Genomic DNA, 18,858 nt, shown 5'->3' on the forward strand with positions numbered 1-18,858 from the left:
CCCCGCGAGGACGAGGGAGCCAGGTGCGGAATCGCGTGGCCGGGGCCGATTAGACCGAATAGATCCGGTCCGACGTTTATAATGTGGGGCGCCGGATCGAGGGTGTGGAACCAGACTTGGACCGGTTCACTTCTCGCCGATCGACGGTGTACGGTCAGCGCGGCGTCGTCGCCACCAGCCAGCCCCTCGCCAGCCAGGCCGGGATCGAAACGCTTCGCGAGGGCGGGAACGCGTTCGACGCGGCGGTGGCGACGGCGGCCGCGCTCAACGTCGTCGAGCCGACGTCGACGGGGCTCGGCGGCGACGTCTTCGCGCTGTACCGAACGGCCGACGGCGAGGTGGGATCGATGCGCGCCTGCGGCGGCGCGCCCGCCGACGCGACGATCGAGAACGTCCGCGACTCGCTGCGGGAGACCGACGACGTCTCCTCGTACTACCCCGACGACGGCGGCTACGCGGTCGACGACACCGACGAGGCCGGCATGCCGTTCTACGGTCCCCACGCGGTCACGGTTCCGGGCACGGCCCGGGGCTGGGAGGCGACGATCGAGGAGCTCGGGCGGCTCACCCTCGCCGACGCCCTCGAACCGGCCATCCGATACGCCACCGAGGGGTACCCCGTCTCCGAGGTCATCGCGTCCTACTGGGCCGGCGCCGAGGAGCTGTTCACCGACGACCACGCCCGGGAGGCGTTCCTGTTCGACGGCGAGGCGCCCGCGGTCGGCGAGACGGTCACGCTCCCGCGGCTCGGCGAGTCGATGGAGAAGGTCGCGGAGCACGGCGCAGACGTGGTGTACGAGGGGGAGATCGCCGAGGCGATCGCCGGGGAGATCCAGTCGCAGGGCGGGTTCATGACCGTGGACGACCTCGCCGACTTCGAGGTCGAGTGGCCCGACCCGATCTCGACGACGTACAACGGCGCCGAGGTGTACGAGCTCCCGCCGAACAACCAGGGGCTCATCGCGTTGGAGGCGCTCAACATCGCGAGCGAGCTCGGCGCCGGCGAGCACGGCTACGACACCGCCGACCGCGTCCACTACTTCGCCGAGGCGTTGAAGCTGGCCTTTCACGACGGCCACCGTTACATCGCCGACCCCGAGTACGAGGAGATCCCGCCGCTCGGGTCGGCCGACTGGGCGGCGGAGCGGGCGGCCGGCGTCGGGCCCACGGCCGACCACGACGTCTCGTTCGGCGTACCGAACGCCGACGCCGAGGACGCCGACACGGTGCTGCTCACCGTCGCCGACGACGAGGGGAACGTCGTCTCCTACATCAACTCGCGGTTCGCCGGCTTCGGCTCCGGGCTCGTCGCGGGCGAGACGGGGATCGCCCTCCAGAACCGCGGCGCGTCCTTCTCGCTCGACCCCGAGCACCCGAACAGCCTCGAACCCGGTAAGCGCCCGTTCCACACGCTGGTCCCCGCGATCGTTCGCCTCGGCGAGGACGACTGGGCCGCCTTCGGCGTGATGGGCGGGTATATGCAGCCACAGGGGCACGTGCAGGTGATATCGAACGTCGTCGACTACGACATGCCGCTCCAGCGCGCCCTCGACGAGCCGCGGTGGCGGTACCGCGAGAGCGCCGAGTTGGGCGTCGAGCCGCACTTCGACGACGACGTCACCGCGAAGCTGGTTCGGAAGGACCACGACGTCAGAACGCTCTCGCCGGTCCAGTTCGGCGGCGCGCAGATCGTCCGCAACGAGGACGGGGTCCTCTCGGCCGCCACCGAGCCCCGGAAGGACGGCAATGCGCAGGGGTACTGACTCAGGGCGCATCGGGCGACGAGCCGAGAGGAAGCCCGCGGTCGAGAGGCGGCCCCTTCGACCATCGGGTCGGCCTCGCCGCGTTGACACCGTCTTTCTCGCCGCGTTCACACCGTTTTTCGCTTCGCGTTCACACCGTCTTTCTCGCCGCGTTCACACCGTTTTCCGTCGCTGCCTCGACTATCGGTGACCGATGGGCCCGCGGTGACCGGTCGAGGGGGCCGCGTCTGCGGGAGTCGATCGTGCACGTGGTTATATTCCTCAGACACTACTTATGTGTCTAAACACGGCATACGTCGGCCGGTTTTGGGTAGAAAACGTCTTATAGGTTGATTCATACGCTATGATGAGGAGTGTTATCACGTGAGTGTCTCTGAAACGTACGTCCGATACCGCCGAACCCTCAGCGAGGAACCGCTCGCCATCGGGGTCCTGCTCGTGGCCCTGTGGATGGCGTGGTCGCTCGTGTCCGGGCTCCTGACTGGGGGGATCCAGATCAGCAGCCTCGCGTCCCTGATCTGGGACGGGTTACTCCGGGGGCTGATCATCGGTCTGGCGGGTATCGGACTCTCGATGACGTACAGCATTCTCAACTTCGCGAACTTCGCGCACGGCGACTACCTGACCAGCGGGGCGTTCGCCGGGATGGCGACCAGCTACCTCATCGCCGGGATCGGCGAGAACAGCGTCGGCGCGCTCCTGCTCGTCGGCGCGGGCGGGTCGGTGTTCGGCGGTGCGCTCGGCATCGGGGTCACGACCGCGCCGGTCGCCGTCGTCGTCGGGGCCCTCGTCGCCGGCGTCGCCACGATCGCGCTCGCGCTGCTGATCGACCGGTTCGTCTACCGGCCGATCCGCGACGAGAGCGGTATCGCGCTGCTGATCACCAGCATCGGCGTCGCGTTCGCGCTCCGGTACCTGCTCCAGTTCGTTTTCGGGGCCGGCGTCCGGGGAACGACGGCGGCGGGGTCGGTCCCGCGCGTGAGCGTGCCGGCGATCGACGGGACGTTCCGGGTGACGGCCCACGACGCCGCGCTCGTGGTCGTCGCGGGCGGCCTCATGCTGGGGGTTCACCTGCTGCTCCAGCGGACGAAGCTCGGGAAGGCGATGCGCGCGATGTCCGACAACGAGGACCTCGCGCGGATCACCGGGATCCCGACCGAACAGGTCATCCGCACGACGTGGATCGTCGGCGCCGGGCTCACGGGCGTCGCGGGGTACATGTTCATCCTCTGGAAGGGGACGCTCGGCTTCAACGACGGATGGCTGCTGCTGCTGCTCGTGTTCGCCGCGGTCATCCTCGGCGGGATCGGATCGATCTACGGCGCGATCGGCGGCGGGATCATCATCGGACTGACCGCTTCCGTCTCCGTGATCTGGATACCATCGGCGTTCGGCCGTGCGGCCGCGTTCCTGGTGATGATCGTGATCCTACTGTTCAAGCCTGAAGGCATCTTCAGCGGGAGGACGACGGCATGAGTGTCAACGACCTCCGCGGGCGGTTCGAGGGGCTCTTCGAGCGGGACGTGACGCTCGTCCTCGCCGTCCTCGGCGCCCTCTACCTGGCGTACATCGTCGCCGGAGTCGCGTTCGGATACGGGCTCCGGGGACAGCTGAATTCGATCGCGAACCTCACGTTCTACATCGGCGTGTTCGGCATGCTCGCGCTGGCGTTGAACCTCCACTGGGGGTACACCGGACTGTTCAACATCGGTATCGTCGGCTTCATGGGAATCGGTATCTACACGACTGCGCTGGTCTCGAAGCCGCCGGTGGCGGGGGGCGCCGCGCAGGTCGGCGGGTTCGGACTCCCGCTGTTCGTCGGCGTCACCGCCGGCGTGGTGATGGCGGGCCTGTTCGGGCTTCTCGTGGCGCTGCCCGCGCTCCGACTCCGAGCCGACTACCTCGCGATCGTCACGGTGGCGTTCTCGGAGATCATCCGGTTCACGATGATGTCGCGGACGTTCCAGACGTTCACGGTACCGGACACCATCGATCTCTGGCTGTTCACCTTCGACCCGACGGCCGACACGGTCGGCCTCGGCGGCGGAGGCGGACTCATCTTGAACTACACGAACCCGCTCGAGGCACTGCTTCGGGGCCTGTTCCTCTGGGAGCCGTACCTCGGCTTCGTCTCGTTCGTTCAGGCGAACTTCATTTCGAACAACCCCAAGCCGGTGCTCGACGGACTCCTCTACGGGATCCTGCTTCTCATCGGCGTCGGGCTGTTTTACCTACTGCTCTCCCGCACCGGGAAGTCGCCGTTCGGACGCGTTTTGAAGGCGATCCGCGAGGACGAGGACGTCGCGAACGCGCTGGGGAAAGACACCGACCGGTTCAAGCTCACGGCGTTCGTACTCGGGACCGCGCTGATGGGGCTCGGCGGGATCCTCTGGTACTCTGCCCGCGGGAGTGTCACGCCGCCGTCGTTCCGACCGAACATCACCTTCTTTATCTGGATCGCACTGATCATCGGCGGCGCGGGATCGAACACCGGGAGCTTCCTCGGCGGCGCGATCTTCGCCGGCGTGTTGTACCAAGGCCCCCGGTACGTCAAGAATCTCGTGGAGACGGCATTCGAACTGGGCAACGCCCCGCGGAACTTCGGCGAGGCGATGGCGGGGTTCGCCTCGCTCGACCCGATGCCGTTCGTCCTGTACACGCTCGACAGCGTCAGCCAGCTGCGGCTGGTGATCATGGGCGTGGTGCTGATCTGGCTGATGCACAACCGGCCGGAGGGGCTGCTCGGCCACCGCAAGGAGACCGCGTCGAGCGTCGACCTCGACCGGCCGGGAAGCGGCACCCCGAGCGAGAAGCCGGCGGCCGCCGACGGGGGTGAGGAGCGATGAGCGAGACCGACGAATCCGCCGCGAGCGAGTCGAATTCGGTCGAAGAAGCGGGGGCAATGGACAGAGCGGAGTCGTCCGAGGCGGGCGACCCCCGCCGCGAGTCGTCGCCAGACCCGATCTGACCGACGGTGATGGGCAGCGAGGCCGAGCGTCCCGAGCCGGGGACGACGGCGCCGGTACCGCGCCCCCTCGAAGTCGAAGGCTCCGGAAGGAATATCGGGATCACCGCCGTCGACGCGTCATGCTCGACGTGGAGGAGGGGGACGCTCACCGGACTCATCGGACCGAAGGGCGCCGGAAAGTCGACGACGTTTCAACCTCCATCACCGGGGATCTCGACCTCCCCGAGGGACGGTCCTGTTTCAAGCGAGGACATCACGGGCTGCAGCCGCACGAGATCGCGAACCCGCGGGCTCGCGCGACGTTCCCAGATTCGCCCGTTGAGCTGGAGGGAATGACGGTCCTCGAGAACATGATGCTCGCGCCGAAGGGACAGGTCGGCGAGTCGCTGTGGCGGTCGGTCATGCCGGTCACTCGCGGCTCGGTACGCGAGCAGGAGACCGAGCAGCTCGAACGCGTCTGGGAGGTGCTCGACTTCTTCGAGATCGACCACCTCGCACAGGAGTACGCCGGCAACCTCTCCGGCGGCCAGCGGAAGCTGCTGGAGATGGCGCGGGCGCTCCTGACCGACCCCGACGTGCTGCTCCTCGACGAGCCGTTCGCGGGCGTCAACCCGACGCTCGAGAAGCGGCTGCTCGAGCACATCCACGAGCTGCGCGATCGCGGGTACACCTTCCTCATCGTGGAACACGACATGGACCTCATCATGAACAACTGCGAGCGGGTCATCGTCATGCACCAGGGGCGGATCCTGAAAGACGGGACGCCGACGGAGATCAAAGAGAGCGAGGAGGTCATCGAGGCGTACCTCGGGGGAGAGGTATGAGCTTGCTCGAGGTCCGCGAGTTGGACGCCGGCTACGGCGACCTCCAGATCCTCACCGACGTCGACCTCGACGTCGACGGCGAGGAGTACGTCACCATCGTCGGCCCGAACGGGGCCGGCAAGTCGACCGTGATGAAGTCGGTGTTCGGACTGACGACGCATATGGGCGGCACGGTGACGTTCGACGACGAGGACATCAGCGGGACGAAGCCCGAGGACGTGATCCACAAGGGGTTGGGGTACGTTCCCCAGAGCGAGAACGTCTTCGCGGAGCTCGACGTCGAGGAGAACTTAGAGATGGGCGCGTACATCCTCGACGAGGTCCCCCAAGAAGAGCTCAGGATGGTGTACGACCGGTTCCCGATCCTCGAAGAGCGGAAACACCAGCGGGCCGGAACGCTGAGCGGCGGTCAGCGACAGATGCTCGCGATGGGGCGGGCGCTGATGCTCGACCCCGAGCTCCTGCTGCTCGACGAGCCGAGCGCGGGGCTCGCGCCCGACCTCGTCGACGAGATGTTCGACAAGATCGACGAGATCAACGAGACGGGCACGGCGGTCCTGATGGTCGAGCAGAACGCCAAGGAGGCGCTCCGACGCTGCGACCGCGGCTACGTGCTCGCGAACGGGCAGAACCGGTTCGAGGACGAGGGGACCGCGCTGCTGAACGACGAGGAGGTCCGCCGGGAGTTCCTCGGCGGGTAGTCGGTCCCGTCGCGTCCCGACCGTCGGTCCGCGGACTGTTTTTTCTGAGACGGATCGGAAGGCGCGGAAGCGTCGCGTCGCTCGCGAGAGCGTTGCGCGTGCGAACCGCGCCGCTTCTCGGTCGGGTCGTCTGAAAAAACGAGAGCGCTCGGCCGGCCACTCGGTGACGCGTCGGTTCCGATCGCGGTCAGTTCCCGCTGGTGAGCGCCTGTTCGACGACGTTGGAGTACGACGACGATCCGATGTTGAAGCTGATCTGGTCGTACACCTCGCCGTCGAAGGTGTCCTCGAACACGCTGCTGAACCGGTTGGAGAGCTGCTGGCCGTAGTCGTTGTTGACGTACAGCGTCGCGGCGGTCGAGGCGCCGATCCGCTCGGAGGCGACCTGCGCCATGACCCGGCCCTGGAGCTGGTCGCTCGGAGCGGTCCGGAAGATGTAGTCGTCGTCCTCGAGGTTCGTCACCGACAGCGCGGTACTGGACGGCGAGCAGCCGACGACCTCGTTCGGGATGAGCGTCTCCGTACAGACCGGGACGTTCACGCCGGAAGAGGCGGTTCCGCACACGGCGGGAACCCCCGAACTGATCAGTGACTCGGCTCCGGTGATCCCCTGGTCAGGGGAGGTGTTCGTGTCCTCGAACTGGGCGTTCACGGTGAGGTCGAGATCGGACTCGTTCACCTGCTGGGCCGGGATCTCGGCCGCGCGGATCATCGGCTGACCCGTCGACGCCAGGTCGCCGGTCTCGGGCAGCAGGATTCCGACGCTCACTTCGCGACCGAACCCGCCCGGCGACGAGTCGGCGGAGGGACCCGCCCCGTCGGGGTTCTCGCCCTCGAAGTTCTGCGTCTCCTGGACGTCGACGGAGTCAGCGCCCTGTCCGGCGAACTCCCAGATCTGGTAGGCCGCCGACGCCGGGTCGCCGTTCTGATCGAAGTTGACCGCGCTCGACGCGCCCTGGTAGTTGATGTTCTCGCCGTTCGCGGCCGCCTCGGCGGCGGCGATGAACTCCCCGGGCCCGTACGCGGTGCCGTCGGGGTTGGCGATGCGACGGAGCTGGTCGCGGATCGCGGTCCCGTTGTTCTCCCCCGCCGCGACGTTCGCCAGGATCAGCGCCGCCGCGGAGTCGTACGACTGCGAGGTGAACACGCCGGGCGTCTCGTCGTACGTGTCCTGATACAGGCTCGCGAACGCCTCCTGGTTCGGCCCGCCGGCCGCCGGCGCGGTCCCGGTGACGTTGTTCATGTCGTTGCCGACCTGCCCGGGTAACGATGGGTCCTGAAGCCCGTCGGGGATGAGGATGTCCTCCGCCCCGTCGGACGCGGCGTAGTAGTCGCGGAACAGCTGGATCCCGCTCTCGGGGTAACCGATGACGGTGAGCAGGTCCGGACCGCCGCTGCCACCGTCGCCGCCGTCTCCGCCATCGCTGCCATCGCTGCCATCGTCGCCGTCCATCCCGTCGTCGCCGTCGTCGCCGTCGCCGCCGTCTCCGCCGTCGCTCCCGTCGCCGCCGTCCCCGCCCGCACAGCCGGCGAGTCCGACCGCGCCAGCGACACCGACAGTCTTCAACACGTCACGCCGTCGTTTGTGGTATGACATACCCACTCATATAGACCCCTCTCTGATAAGTATATCCCTGTCAACTCCTACACAAGTCCTGTCAATAACTCTCATATAAGGTATATAACTTCCACCGGCGCTCGGGGCGCGTTTCGCGTCGATCGTGCCGAATTTTAGACAGTATCGCTATCGGGGACCTCGGGCCTCGCAGGCCGGCCGGTTCAGAGGGAGACGGGCGCGGCTCGCTCGGGGGTCGTTCCGGAGCGAAGAACCGGTCGTTCGGGTGCGTCCGTCGGTCGGGTCGTCTCGAGACGTCCGTCGGTCGGGTCGTCTCGATCAGTCGCCACCGGCGGCGCGCGCGTGCCGCCGGGCGTCCTCGGGCGAGCGGCCCTCGCGGAGCAGCGCCTCGACGAACAGCTCGCCGGCCTTGTACGACGAGCGGACCATCGGCCCCGAGGCGCAGTAGAGGAAGTCGAACTCCTCCTCGGCGACCGCGCGCCACGTCTCGAAGGCGTCCGGGTGGACGTAGTCGAACACGTCGAGGTGCGAGCGCGACGGCCGGAGGTACTGCCCGAAGGTGACGACGTCGACGCCGACCTCGCTGAGGTCGCCGAGCGTCCGGTACACCTCGTGGGCGTACTCGCCGACCCCGAGCATGAGGCTCGTCTTCGTGTACACGTCGGACGTTCGGTCGACGCGGTCGAGCACCGCGAGCGACTGCTCGTAGTCGGCGCGGCGGTCGCGAACGGGCCACTGGAGGCGCTCGACCGTCTCGACGTTGTGCGCGATCACGTCCGGCCCCGCGTCGACGATCCGGTCGATCGCCGCCGGGTCCCCCTGGAAGTCGGGGATCAGCGTCTCGACGAGGACCTCCGGATCCCGTCGCTTGATCTGGCGGATCGTCTCGGCGAAGTGCGCCGAGCCGCCGTCCGCCAAGTCGTCGCGGTCGACGGAGGTCAAGACGACGTAGTCGAGCCCGATCTCGGTGACGGCCTCGGCGACGTTCTCCGGCTCCTCGGGGTCGAGCGGCTCCATCCCGCCCGTCGCGACGTCACAGAAGTTACAGCCCCGCGAGCAGCGGTCGCCCATGAGCATGAACGTCGCGGTGCCGGGGCCGTCGCGGCCGGACCAGCACTCGCCCATGTTCGGGCAGTTGGCCTCCTCGCAGACGGTGTGGAGGTCGCGCTCGCGGAGGCGCTCCTTGATCTCCGTGAACCGGGACCCGGACGGTGGCCGCGACTTCAGCCAGTCCGGCTTTCGACGGCCGCGTTGCATACCCGAACCACGGCGGCCGAGTGCAAAAACGTGAGGATCACACCGACGAGTTCACCACCGCTCACCCGGGGACAAAACGTATCGTATCCGACACCAATAGCGTTTTATTAGAGGCCCCAGATACGGAACTATCCGATGTTCGACGTCGACAATGAGGCGATCACCGACGGGCCGGTGGGGCGGGTGCTCCTGCTGCTCGCGGCCCCGCTCGTCGCGCAGAACCTCGTTTACGTCGCCAACGCCCTCGTCGACACGTTCTGGCTCGGCCGCGTGAGCGAGGACGCGGTCGCGGCTGTCGGGCTCAGCCTCCCGATCCAGTCGCTCCTCGGCGCGGTCGTCGTCGTCGCCGCGGTCGGGACGCAGCTCCTCGTCGCGCAGCGGGCCGGCGGCGGTGACGACGCGGGGGCCCGTCGCGTCGCGGTCAACGGCGGCCTCGTCGCCCTCGCGGTCACGGCGGCCGTCGCGGTCCCCGTCGCCCTCTACGCCGAGGAGCTGGTGCGGTTCCTCGGGGCCGACCCAGCGCTCGCCGACACCACGGCCGCCTACCTCGCGATAATCGCCGCGGTCCTCCCGGTCGGCGCGGTGGGCGACACCGTCGAGAACTGCTTCACCGCCTACGGCGACACGCGGGCCGTCCTCCACGTGAGCGTCGCGAGCGTCCTCGTCAACCTCGTCGCGGCGCCGACGCTGATATTCGGGCTCGGCCCGCTCCCCGCGCTCGGCGTCGAGGGCGCGGCGCTCGGAACGGTGCTCGCGGGCGTCGCCGGGCTGGTTCACGTCCTCGCGTACGCGGCCGGGATCGGTCGCGACACGTTCCGGCTCACCCGAGACGCCCTCGCCGTCGACGCCGGCGACCTCCGCGAGATCGTTTCCGTCGGGCTCCCGCTGGGCGGCCAGCGCGGCGCGACCGAACTGGTGCGCGTGCTGGTCGTGAGCCTCGTCGCGGTCGCCGGCGGCGCGGCCGGGGTCGCGGCGTACACGGTCGGCGCGCGCGTCGCGACCCTCGCGGTCGTCCCCGCGCTCGGGACCCAACAGGCCGCTCAGTCGATGATCGGCCAGAACCTCGGCGCGGACGCCCCGCGCCGCGCCCGACGCACCGCGACGGTCGGAACCGGGATAATCGTCGGCGCGTTCCTCGCGCTCGGCGCCGTCCAGTTCGCGGTCGCCGGCGGGGTCGTCGACCTCCTCGCCCCCGACCTCACGCCGGGAGGACGGTCGCTCGCGGTGCTGTACCTGCGGCTGCTCGCGGTCTCCTACTGGGCGCTCGGCGGGACCTACACGCTGCTCGCCGGATTCAACGGCGCCTCGCGCACCCGGACCTCGCTCGCCGCCGACGTTCTCAAGTACTGGGGGATCCGGTTCCCGATCGCGGTCGCCGCCGTGCCCGCGACGGCGACGTTCGGGGCGTTCGGCGTCGCCGTCGCGCCGGGACTCGGCTGGGGCGTCGAGGCCGTGTTCTGGGCGGTCGCCGTCTCGAACGTCGTCGGGTTCCTCGGGCTGGGCGCGTACTTCGCGTACACGACGCGGCGGGGGATGTTCGCGAACGCCGCGGACCGCGCGAGAGACGACGCCGAGGGCGGGCCCGCGGGGACCGCGGACGACTGACCGGATCGGAACCGACCGGAAACTGACGGGGCGGAGCCTATCGGAGGTCCTCGGCCTCGACGACGGTCGCGAACTCCCCGTCGAGATGCGCGAGCGCGACGCGGTGGGACGTGTCGGCGCCGATCGCCTCTCCGTCGTACCCCTCGCGGGCGTGGGTCGCCGTCGCGTCGGCGACGACGCGCACGTCGTAGCCGCGGTTCTCGGCCTCGCGGGTCGTCGTCGAGACGCAGTGGTCGGTGGTGAGCCCGCAGACGACGAGCGACTCGTGGTCCGTCTCGCGGAGCCACGCGTCGAGCCCCGAGTCGAGGAACGCGCCGTTGACCGACTTCTCGAAGGTCGGTTCGCCCTCGGCGGGCGCCGTCTCTGACTTCCACGCGAACCCCGGGGCGTCGGGGCGGAGCGGCGAGTCCGGCTCCGTCGAGGCGTGTCGGACGTGCGCGACCGGGCGGTCGGCCGCGCGCCACCGGTCGAGGAGCGCGCCCGCGACCGCCTCCGCGTCGGGGTTGTTGCGCTCGCCCCACCCCGGCTCGTCGAAGCCGACCTGGAAGTCGATCAGCAGGAGGACCGCGTCGTCGGGGGGCGCGGAGCCGCCCTCCGAGCGGGCCGAGTCGGCGACGTCCGCCTCAGTCATCGTCGAGCCCCGAGGTGACGGCCGCGTCGGACTCGGAGGCGCTCTCCGAGGGCGGCGACTCCGCGAACCGGCGCCAGGCGCCCGGTTCCAGCAGCGCCTCGGGCGCTTTCGGGTGCTCCCGGGTCGGCGTCAGCGGACAGGCGTCGGGGCTCGCCGCGTCGTCCTCGCGGAACAGGTACTGCGTCCACTCGCGGTCGCCCTCGACGACCCAGTCGCCGAGGTCGGCGTGGGGACAGACGCCGTCGTACTCCTCCATGCGCCCGCGGATCGCCTCCCGCGCCTGTTCGCCGGCCTCCGTGTCGGCGGTGATCCCCTCGAAGACGGCGCGCGGCTGGACGGTGATCTCCAGCCCGACGGGCGAGTAGCGGCTCTTCCGCTCGTCGTAGAAGGGCGCTCGGGAGGTCGGAAACAGCGGCTCGCCGCCGAAACAGAACTCCCAGCGCGGGGTGTCAGGGTCCGTCGGGATCTCCTCCGGCCACGGCTCCGGGTCGTGGACGTGGAGGAACTCGAGGACGTGCCACAGCCGCTCGTGGTAGTGCGCCTCGCCCCGGTCGCCGTCGGGCGGTCGGAAGAAGACGGCGAGGGGAGCGCGGTCGGCGTGGTCCTCGTAGGCGTCGAGGTACTCCAAGAGGACGTCGCGGAACCGGAGGAGCGCGGCGGGGTCGGTCGTCGACTCGCAGGCGGCGTACAGCAGGTCGCCCTCGCGCTCGACTTCGATGCCGAAGTAGCAGGGGAACGGCGAGCCGTCGCGCTCGCCGAGCATCGACTCGCGGAAGGTCCGGTAGTGCTCCCGCAGCCACCCGGGCGCGTCGTCGAGCCGATCGTGGAGCGCCTCCTGGTCCAACAGCACGCCCTCGGTGCCGGGCTCGTTCATACCCGCAGTCGGTGGTAAACGGTCTTTTGACTTTCGGCGACCGGTGTCACCGGCTCTCACTGTCGATCGGGAGGGTATAGGTCACCAGCGCCGTGATGGCGCGCCGGAGTCGTTCGGTGACGGCCTGGTCGGAGATACCCAGCTCGTCGGCGAGCTCCTTCGTCGTACAGCCGCGCGGGATGTCGTAGTACCCCATCTCGATCGCGAGCGTGAGCGCCTCGAGCTGCGGCTCCGTCAGGCCGAGCCACGGCTGTACGTCCGGCTCAGAGGGGTTGTACACGCGCGTCACCGTCATTTCGATGCCGGCCTCCTCGCAGTCCGTCGAGAACGCGCTGAGCGACTCGTGGGTCGGGAACCGGACCTCGAACGTCCACGACGCCGCCGATCCGACGGCGCTCAACATCTGTCCGTCGTTCGATTGCACGGCGCTGACGAGGTGGTCCTGGTTCGCGTCCCAGTCGAGGGTGAACAGCGTCCGCTCCTCGAACGCGTCGACCCGCGTGGCCTCCTCGACCGACGGGTGGCGCTGGACGCTTTCGACGAACGACTCGCGCGTGGAGTTGCGGATCCAGAACAGCGGGACGGAAGCCTCGCCGAGCGGGACGAGCGTCTCGAGCTCGATGGTGGAGTCCCCTTCGACGGAGAGGATCTGGCCGAGCTCGAAATCGCTGGACAGGACGCGGAACTCCACGATTACACTCATCGGTTGGACTCGTTGATCCGTTCTCGATTCCCCGTTAAATAGGGAAAGCTTGGTATATCAGGGTTTGGGCGATCGCGGGGGCGGACGGCGGGACCCCCGCCGCGACCGCGCTGCTTGGTACACCATCGTCGTCGGTTATGGGCGTCGCGCGTCACCGTTCGGTATGGCCACGGTCATAGAGTTCACGAGCCCGGCGGATGAGTTCCCGCTGGGACGGTCTTCGAGAACCTCCCGGCGGTGACCGTCGAGCTGGAGCGGGTCATCCCGAACGGGAGGCTGGTCGTCCCCTACTTCTGGGTCCGCGGCGCGCGCCCGGCCGACATCGAGTCCGCGTTCGAGGCCCATCGCGGCGTCGCCGGCGTCGACCTCGTCGACGACGTCGACGGCGAGTACCTGATGCGCGCGGAGTGGGACGACGGCTACTACGGCGTGTTGAGCGCGCTGGCACACGCCAACATCGCCGTGCTCTCCGGCGCGGGGACGCGGGACGGCTGGCGGTTCGAGGTCCGCGGGGAGGACCGCGAGGCGATCGGCGAGTTCCGGACGGACTGCCGGGACCGCGACATCGACATCGGGATCACGGCGGTCCACTCGCTCCTGCCGGTCCAGGGGGACGGGTACGACCTGACGGAGACCCAGCGGGAGGCGCTCGTGTTGGCGTAGGAGCGCGGCTACTTCGACTCGCCGCGAACGGCGTCGCTGGACGAGGTCGCGGCGGAGCTCGGCATCTCCCAGCAGTCGCTTTCCTCCCGGATCAAACGCGGCCATCGCCGGCTCATCGAGGGGACCGTCGCCCCGGCGTGACGAGGAGGCGATCCCCCTCCGACGGGGACAGCCACTCGTTATAAATACCTACTGTACTAACAGTAGTACAGTTGAACCGACGCGGCCGGTTCGATCTACGCATGTATGTTAGTGATAGCGGTGCTGACCCTCGATTCGGTCATTTTCGGTCCGGAGCTCGGTGACGTCCCCGTGCGACCGTCCGAGCGGTAACTCTCGTCCGTCGAGAAGCGACGGACGCGGTCCGCCATGAGCCCCGACGACGACGCGCCGAGGGGGGGGGACCTGAGCGGAGTTCCGCGACCGGCCTGCAGACGCTGCTCCGCGAGGCGCACGACAGGGCATCCGACGTCGAGGGCGGGTGGGACTGCCGGAACGGGCCGACCACCCCGACTGGGACGTCGTCCGTCTCAAAGGTGGCAGAAGTCGGAGGCGTCCGAGTAGCCGGCCGCTCGCGCGCTCTTTCTCCCCGATCGGACTCAGTCCCCGGCGACCGCGAACCCGCGAGGCGTCGCCTCCGCCGCTGGGCGCGTGAGGAGCGAGACCGCCGACGGTGAGGAGCGCGAGAGCGCCATCAGCCCCGAGCCCGACGATCCACCCGCCGGCGACTGTGCGGGGAGCGTCGGGGACGAAGCCCGACGACCGCCGACAGCACAACCGCGAGGTATCGCGAGCTCGGGACCGAGCACGCCGACATCATCCGGTCGGGTGGTCCGCTCCCAGTAGAGCGCGCAAGATAACCGGGAGGGCGAGCAGCGCGAACCCGGAGAAGGCGGTGCTGCCGACCTCGATCAGGGTGCCGGGCCGGAAGAGGCTCGCGGCGAACGCCAGCAGCGCGAAGGCGGCGACGCCGATCCGGGCGACCCACGCCTCGCGTCGCTCGGAGGCGTCGGCGTTGACGACGGGCCGGTAGAGATCCCGGGTGAAGTACGACGACCCCGAGAGGAGCATCGAGTCCGACGAGGACATCATCGCGGCCATCGCGCCGGCGATCACGAGCGCCGCGAACCACGCCGGCGTGTACTCGTTCAACACGACCGGGAGCACGTTCGCGCCCTCCGGCACGTCGACCGGCATCCCGGCCGCCCACGCGCCGAGCATGAACGCGGGGACGAACAGCAGGAGGACGAGCACGGGCCACAGCGCGAACGACCGCTTCAGCGTCTCGCCCGACTTCGCGACGAAGAACCGCTGGTTGATCTGCGGGAACATCGTCACGCCGAACGCGATGGTGATCGCCGTGGAGACGATGAACCCGACGGAGTAGGTCCCGCCGCCGAACGACCCGAAGTCGGGCCGAGCGTCGAGCATCGCGCCGGCGGCCGCGCCGACGCCGCCGACGGCGGATACCACCCAGACCGCGGCGACCCAGACGACGGAGAGCATGAACAGCCCCTGAATCGTGTCCGTCCACGCGACCCCGCGCATCCCGGCGAGGACGACGTAGAGGATCATGAACGCCGTGATGAGCGCCGCGCCGCCCCAGTAGGGGACGACGCCGTTCGTGAGCCCGACGAGCGCCTCGCCGGCGCCCATCTGCTGGAGCATGACGTACGGGAACAGCCAGAGGAGGCTCACGCCGGCGACGAGCGCCCGGAGGCCCGTCGAGCCGAAGCGGTCGCCGAGCATCTCCCCGAGCGTCACGTAGCCGTTGCGGTTCCCGATCAGCCACTGCTTGTAGCCGATCGCGTACCACAGCACCGCGAACAGCACGCCGTCCAGCGTCCCCATCACGATCAGCCACTCCGGGCCGGCGGCGAACGCGAGGTTCGGACCGCCGAAGAAGGTGAACGCCGACAGCAGCGTGGCGAAGGTGGTGAAAAGCAGGACCACCGTCCCGATCGACCGGCTAGCCAGGTAGTAGTCCTCGGCCGTCGTCTCGGAGACGCGGTAGGCGACGAGGCCCACCGCGAGCGCGAGGAAGAGGTAGCCGACGACGATCCCGAGCGAGAGCCCGAGCGTCACGGCCGCTCACCCCCGGCGGCGGGGGCCCCCGCGTCGCCGCCCGCGGCCCGGTCGTCGCCGTCTCCGCCCGGGCGGAGCCCCATCCCGCGCTCCCACGCGCCGCTCCGAGCGAACCGGGAGAACAGGACCGTACACAGGCCGAGCCACGCGACGTGCCACCAGATCCACACCGGCAGCCCGGCGACGACGCGGTCGACGCCCCACAGCGGCCACGGCACCGCGAACGCGACGAGCAGTGCGAACGTCGGAATCCACACGATATCTCTCCGAGGTCTCCTCATGTCGAACTATAACTACTTTGAACGGATAAATCTTACCAAAAGAGTTCGATATTGGCTTTTGTAGAATATATTTCTTCAAAGGGCCTCGACGGAGGCGGGTGCGATAACTATTTTCGGCGACGCGCACAACAGCGCACGGGCGGCGACGCCGCCCGATCATCACCATTCACCATCATGAAAGACACAGAGAAATACCTGATACACGCCACCATCGCGGCGGACGGCGTCGTCGAGCGCAGCGACGTCGTCGGCGCGGTGTTCGGCCAGACGGAGGGGCTCCTCGGCGAGGAGCTGGACCTCCGCGACCTCCAGGAGTCGTCGCGGGTCGGCCGGATCGACGTCTCCGTCCAGTCCGAGAACGGGCAGTCGTTCGGCGAGGTCACCGTCGCGTCGAGCCTCGACAAAGTCGAGACGGCGATCCTCGCGGCGGCCTTGGAGACGATCGACCGCATCGGTCCCTGCCAGGCCTCCGTGGAGGTGACGAGCATCGAGGACGTGCGGGCGGCGAAGCGCCGCGAGGTCGTCGAGCGCGCCAAGGAGCTGATCGCCGGCGGCTTCGAGGAGACGAGCCTCGCGAGCGACGACATCCTCGAGGAGGTCCGCGAGGCCGCCCGCGTCGAGGGGATCGTCGACTACGAGGGGCTCCCGGCCGGCCCCCGCGTCGGCGACTCCGACGCCGTCATCGTCGTCGAGGGGCGCGCGGACGTGCTCACGCTGCTCGAGTGCGGAATTAAGAACGCGGTCGCCGTCGAGGGGACGAACGTCCCGGACGCGGTGGCCGAGCTCACCGCCGACCGGACCGTCACCGCCTTCCTCGACGGCGACCGCGGGGGCGAGCTCATCCTCCGCGAACTCGCGCAGGTGGGCGACGTCGACTACGTCGCGTTCGCGCCGCCCGGCGAGTCGGTCGAGGACCTCGACCGCAACGCCGTCTTCGAGTCGCTCCGCGGGAAGGTCCCGTACGACACCCTCGCCGACGAGCCCAACCTCCGCGAGGCGGCCGCGGACGACGAGGGTCCCGGGGACGTGGAACGCGAGAACGCCGGCGGTGCCGGGCGAGAGGGCGTCGGGGAGGACGACGCGGGTCGAGGGACCGGCGGCGACGCGGAGGACGGCGGGTCCGAGACGGCGGGCCCCGACGCCTCCGACCCCGGTTCGCCCGACCCCGAGGGTCCGGAGACCGACGGCGTCGTGGCCGGTGCGGCCAGCGACGAGACGGAGAGCGCCCTGGTCGAGGCCGTCGGGAAGCACCCCGCGACCGCGGGGGACGACGGGGGCGCCGACTCTGTCGAGGTCGACGTCGTCGACGCCGAGGCGACGGCCACCGAACCGGCGGACGACGGGTCCGCGGAGACGGCCGAAGCGGAGTCGGGGGCGGAGACCAGCGAGGGGTCGGGGACGAAACCCGGCGAGGAGCCGATGACGGAGACCGACAAGGAGCCGATGACGGAGACCGACGAGGGGTCGGGGACGGAGACCGACGAGGAGCCGGCCGAACCGTCAGACGACGCCCCCGTCGACGACGAGCCGCGATCGATCGAGGAGCACGTACAGGAGGTCGTCGACTCGGGGAGCGACCGCGCCCGCTTGCTCGGCGACGACCGCGGCGTCCTCGCGGAGGTCGACGCCGCCGACGCCTTCGACGCGGTCGAGGCGGCCGAGACGGCGCCGCACACGGTCGTCGTCGACGGCCGGATCGATCAGCGCCTCCTCGACGTGTCGGCCCAGCGCGGGGTCAGCGAACTGCTCGGCCGAGAGATCGGCGAGTTCGTGAAACGGCCCGTCGGGACCCGCGTGCTCACGGTCGGGGACCTCCGGGCCGGGAGCTGACAGCGCCGGGAGCTGGCGGCGCCGCGCGACGACCGTCCCGCGGGGTTCTCTCAGACCAGTCCGACGACGCCGAGCAGCGCGAACAGCGCGTCGCCGTACGTCAGCGCGACGACCAGCCCGACCGCCATCGGGACGACGAACGGCATGCCGGGCGACAGCAGCACGCGGTCCTTCCGGGCGACGACCGCCAGTCCGCCGCGGAGCGTCTCGGCCACGGTGCCGTACGCGCCGTGGTCGATCTCGGCGAGGAACCGCTCGGCGGCCCACGGGTCGTCGAACGCCGCCGGTCCGAGACCCGACTGCGAGGCGGCCTCGACGTCCGAGTCGGCCGCGGTCCCACCGTCGGTCAGGGGGCCGACGTGCGTCCCGCCGTCGGTCGGCTCGAACGTCTCGCCGACGCTCTCCGGGTCGCGGAGGCGGCCCGGGTCGGCGCGGACGTCGGCGAGCCGCAGTCCGCGCCACCGGAGGTACATCCGGAGCGCGTCCAGGTCCAGCCCGCTCCGGGTCTCCCCGTCGTCGTCCTCGAAGAGCCGACCGTGGCGGTCCGACAGCGACTCCGTCGCCACCGGGCGGGCGAGGAACATGTTCGCGGAGCGCTCGCCGCGCGCGAGGTTCACCGCGGCGAGGCCGAGGGGGTACGCGAGCCCGAGCAGCACCGTGTTCGTGAGGACCGTGAGCGAGAACACGCCGATCTGGGTCTCGACGAGCGGGAGTTCCGCGCCGGCGACGGCGTACTCCGGGAAGGTGGGAAAGAGAATCGCGAGCGCGATCAGCGCCGTCGCGTCCGCCCCGCCGAACGCGCCGAGGAACCAGAACGCGTAGCCCAGCGGCGCGACGAACAGGAGGCTGATCGCGACCTGGACGGCGAACCGCGTCTCTTCTACCCCGGCGATCGGCCATATCGACGCCACCTCCCAGACCAACAGCAGCGCCCCGAACGCGTACAGCGGCGGCCAGATCCGGTTCGGGAGGCGTCGGGTCCGGACGTCCCGCAGCGCCGCCCACGCGAAGACGGGGACGACGAGCAGTCGCAGGAGGTCCGGCAGCGTGGCGACCATGTCTCCACGGCCGCCGCGGGCGTAATTAGGCGTTCGGGT

General features: G+C 69.6%; 15 protein-coding genes and 2 pseudogenes. 9 read left to right on the plus strand and 8 right to left on the minus strand.

Features of this window, described 5'->3' with window-relative positions:
* Positions 1 to 104: 104 nt before the first annotated feature.
* From ggt to DJ82_RS04700, 6 genes are all read left to right on the plus strand, one after another.
* Positions 105 to 1,763 (plus strand): gamma-glutamyltransferase, encoded by a 1,659-nt coding sequence (ggt, locus tag DJ82_RS04680; protein ID WP_094581177.1) that lies wholly within the window; start codon positions 105 to 107, stop codon positions 1,761 to 1,763.
* A gap of 363 nt (positions 1,764 to 2,126) precedes the next feature.
* Positions 2,127 to 3,239: a branched-chain amino acid ABC transporter permease gene (locus DJ82_RS04685; protein WP_094523544.1), complete on the plus strand. Its 1,113-nt coding sequence runs from the start codon at positions 2,127 to 2,129 to the stop codon at positions 3,237 to 3,239.
* Positions 3,236 to 4,609, plus strand: a complete 1,374-nt coding sequence (locus DJ82_RS04690; RefSeq protein ID WP_094581178.1) for a branched-chain amino acid ABC transporter permease — start codon at positions 3,236 to 3,238, stop codon at positions 4,607 to 4,609. The genes DJ82_RS04685 and DJ82_RS04690 overlap by 4 nt, the downstream gene beginning before the upstream one ends.
* The gene (locus DJ82_RS15465) at positions 4,606 to 4,731 is read left to right on the plus strand and encodes a hypothetical protein (RefSeq protein ID WP_275093919.1); all 126 of its coding nucleotides are present in this window, start codon (positions 4,606 to 4,608) and stop codon (positions 4,729 to 4,731) included. The genes DJ82_RS04690 and DJ82_RS15465 overlap by 4 nt, the downstream gene beginning before the upstream one ends.
* A 119-nt stretch (positions 4,732 to 4,850) precedes the next feature.
* The gene (locus DJ82_RS04695; RefSeq protein ID WP_241881419.1) at positions 4,851 to 5,555 is read left to right on the plus strand and encodes an ATP-binding cassette domain-containing protein; all 705 of its coding nucleotides are present in this window, start codon (positions 4,851 to 4,853) and stop codon (positions 5,553 to 5,555) included.
* On the plus strand, positions 5,552 to 6,256 hold the full coding sequence (locus tag DJ82_RS04700; RefSeq protein ID WP_094523540.1) for an ABC transporter ATP-binding protein: 705 nt from the start codon (positions 5,552 to 5,554) through the stop codon (positions 6,254 to 6,256). Before DJ82_RS04695 ends, DJ82_RS04700 begins: the two co-directional genes overlap by 4 nt.
* A 187-nt stretch (positions 6,257 to 6,443) precedes the next feature.
* Here the strand turns inward: DJ82_RS04700 and DJ82_RS04705 are convergent, their stop codons facing one another.
* Together DJ82_RS04705 and lipA are read right to left on the minus strand one after the other, a co-directional pair.
* A complete protein-coding gene (locus tag DJ82_RS04705; RefSeq protein ID WP_094581179.1) occupies positions 6,444 to 7,853 on the minus strand; it encodes an ABC transporter substrate-binding protein in 1,410 nt (469 codons plus the stop codon).
* 297 nt (positions 7,854 to 8,150) lie between these two features.
* Positions 8,151 to 9,089 carry a lipoyl synthase gene (gene lipA / locus DJ82_RS04710; RefSeq protein ID WP_094581180.1) on the minus strand — a complete coding sequence of 313 codons (939 nt, stop codon included), beginning with the start codon at positions 9,087 to 9,089 and terminating at the stop codon, positions 8,151 to 8,153.
* A gap of 135 nt (positions 9,090 to 9,224) precedes the next feature.
* On the opposite strand from lipA, the gene DJ82_RS04715 reads away from it, so the two are divergent.
* Entirely contained in the window at positions 9,225 to 10,694 is a 1,470-nt protein-coding gene (locus tag DJ82_RS04715) for an MATE family efflux transporter (protein ID WP_094581181.1), read from the plus strand.
* A 37-nt stretch (positions 10,695 to 10,731) separates the two neighbouring features.
* Here DJ82_RS04715 and DJ82_RS04720 read toward each other — a convergent pair whose 3' ends face one another.
* Genes DJ82_RS04720 through DJ82_RS04730 form a run of 3 tightly spaced genes read right to left on the minus strand, consistent with a single transcriptional unit; the run spans position 10,732 to position 12,902 of the window.
* Positions 10,732 to 11,325 (minus strand): cysteine hydrolase family protein, encoded by a 594-nt coding sequence (locus tag DJ82_RS04720; protein WP_094523533.1) that lies wholly within the window; start codon positions 11,323 to 11,325, stop codon positions 10,732 to 10,734.
* Complete coding sequence (locus DJ82_RS04725) at positions 11,318 to 12,199, minus strand: YqcI/YcgG family protein (protein WP_094581182.1); 882 nt, start codon at positions 12,197 to 12,199, stop codon at positions 11,318 to 11,320. Before DJ82_RS04725 ends, DJ82_RS04720 begins: the two co-directional genes overlap by 8 nt.
* A 46-nt stretch (positions 12,200 to 12,245) precedes the next feature.
* Positions 12,246 to 12,902, minus strand: a complete 657-nt coding sequence (locus DJ82_RS04730) for a helix-turn-helix domain-containing protein (RefSeq protein ID WP_094527189.1) — start codon at positions 12,900 to 12,902, stop codon at positions 12,246 to 12,248.
* A gap of 163 nt (positions 12,903 to 13,065) precedes the next feature.
* On the opposite strand from DJ82_RS04730, the pseudogene DJ82_RS04735 reads away from it, so the two are divergent.
* Positions 13,066 to 13,706 (plus strand): annotated as a pseudogene (locus DJ82_RS04735) (helix-turn-helix domain-containing protein).
* Between the two features lie 458 nt (positions 13,707 to 14,164).
* On the opposite strand, the pseudogene DJ82_RS04740 reads toward DJ82_RS04735, so the two are convergent.
* Positions 14,165 to 15,650, minus strand: a pseudogene (locus DJ82_RS04740) (sodium:solute symporter).
* Entirely contained in the window at positions 15,647 to 15,931 is a 285-nt protein-coding gene (locus DJ82_RS04745; RefSeq protein ID WP_094523523.1) for a hypothetical protein, read from the minus strand. Before DJ82_RS04745 ends, DJ82_RS04740 begins: the two are co-directional and overlap by 4 nt.
* A 174-nt stretch (positions 15,932 to 16,105) precedes the next feature.
* On the opposite strand from DJ82_RS04745, the gene dnaG reads away from it, so the two are divergent.
* Positions 16,106 to 17,761 (plus strand): DNA primase DnaG, encoded by a 1,656-nt coding sequence (gene dnaG / locus DJ82_RS04750; RefSeq protein ID WP_094581183.1) that lies wholly within the window; start codon positions 16,106 to 16,108, stop codon positions 17,759 to 17,761.
* Positions 17,762 to 17,811: 50 nt separating this feature from the next.
* Here the strand turns inward: dnaG and DJ82_RS04755 are convergent, their stop codons facing one another.
* Positions 17,812 to 18,819, minus strand: coding sequence for an A24 family peptidase (locus DJ82_RS04755; protein WP_094581184.1), 1,008 nt, complete (start codon positions 18,817 to 18,819; stop codon positions 17,812 to 17,814).
* Positions 18,820 to 18,858 lie beyond the last annotated feature (39 nt).

The sequence above is a fragment of the Halorubrum sp. Ib24 genome, from assembly GCF_002252745.1.
Taxonomy (GTDB): Archaea; Halobacteriota; Halobacteria; order Halobacteriales; family Haloferacaceae; genus Halorubrum.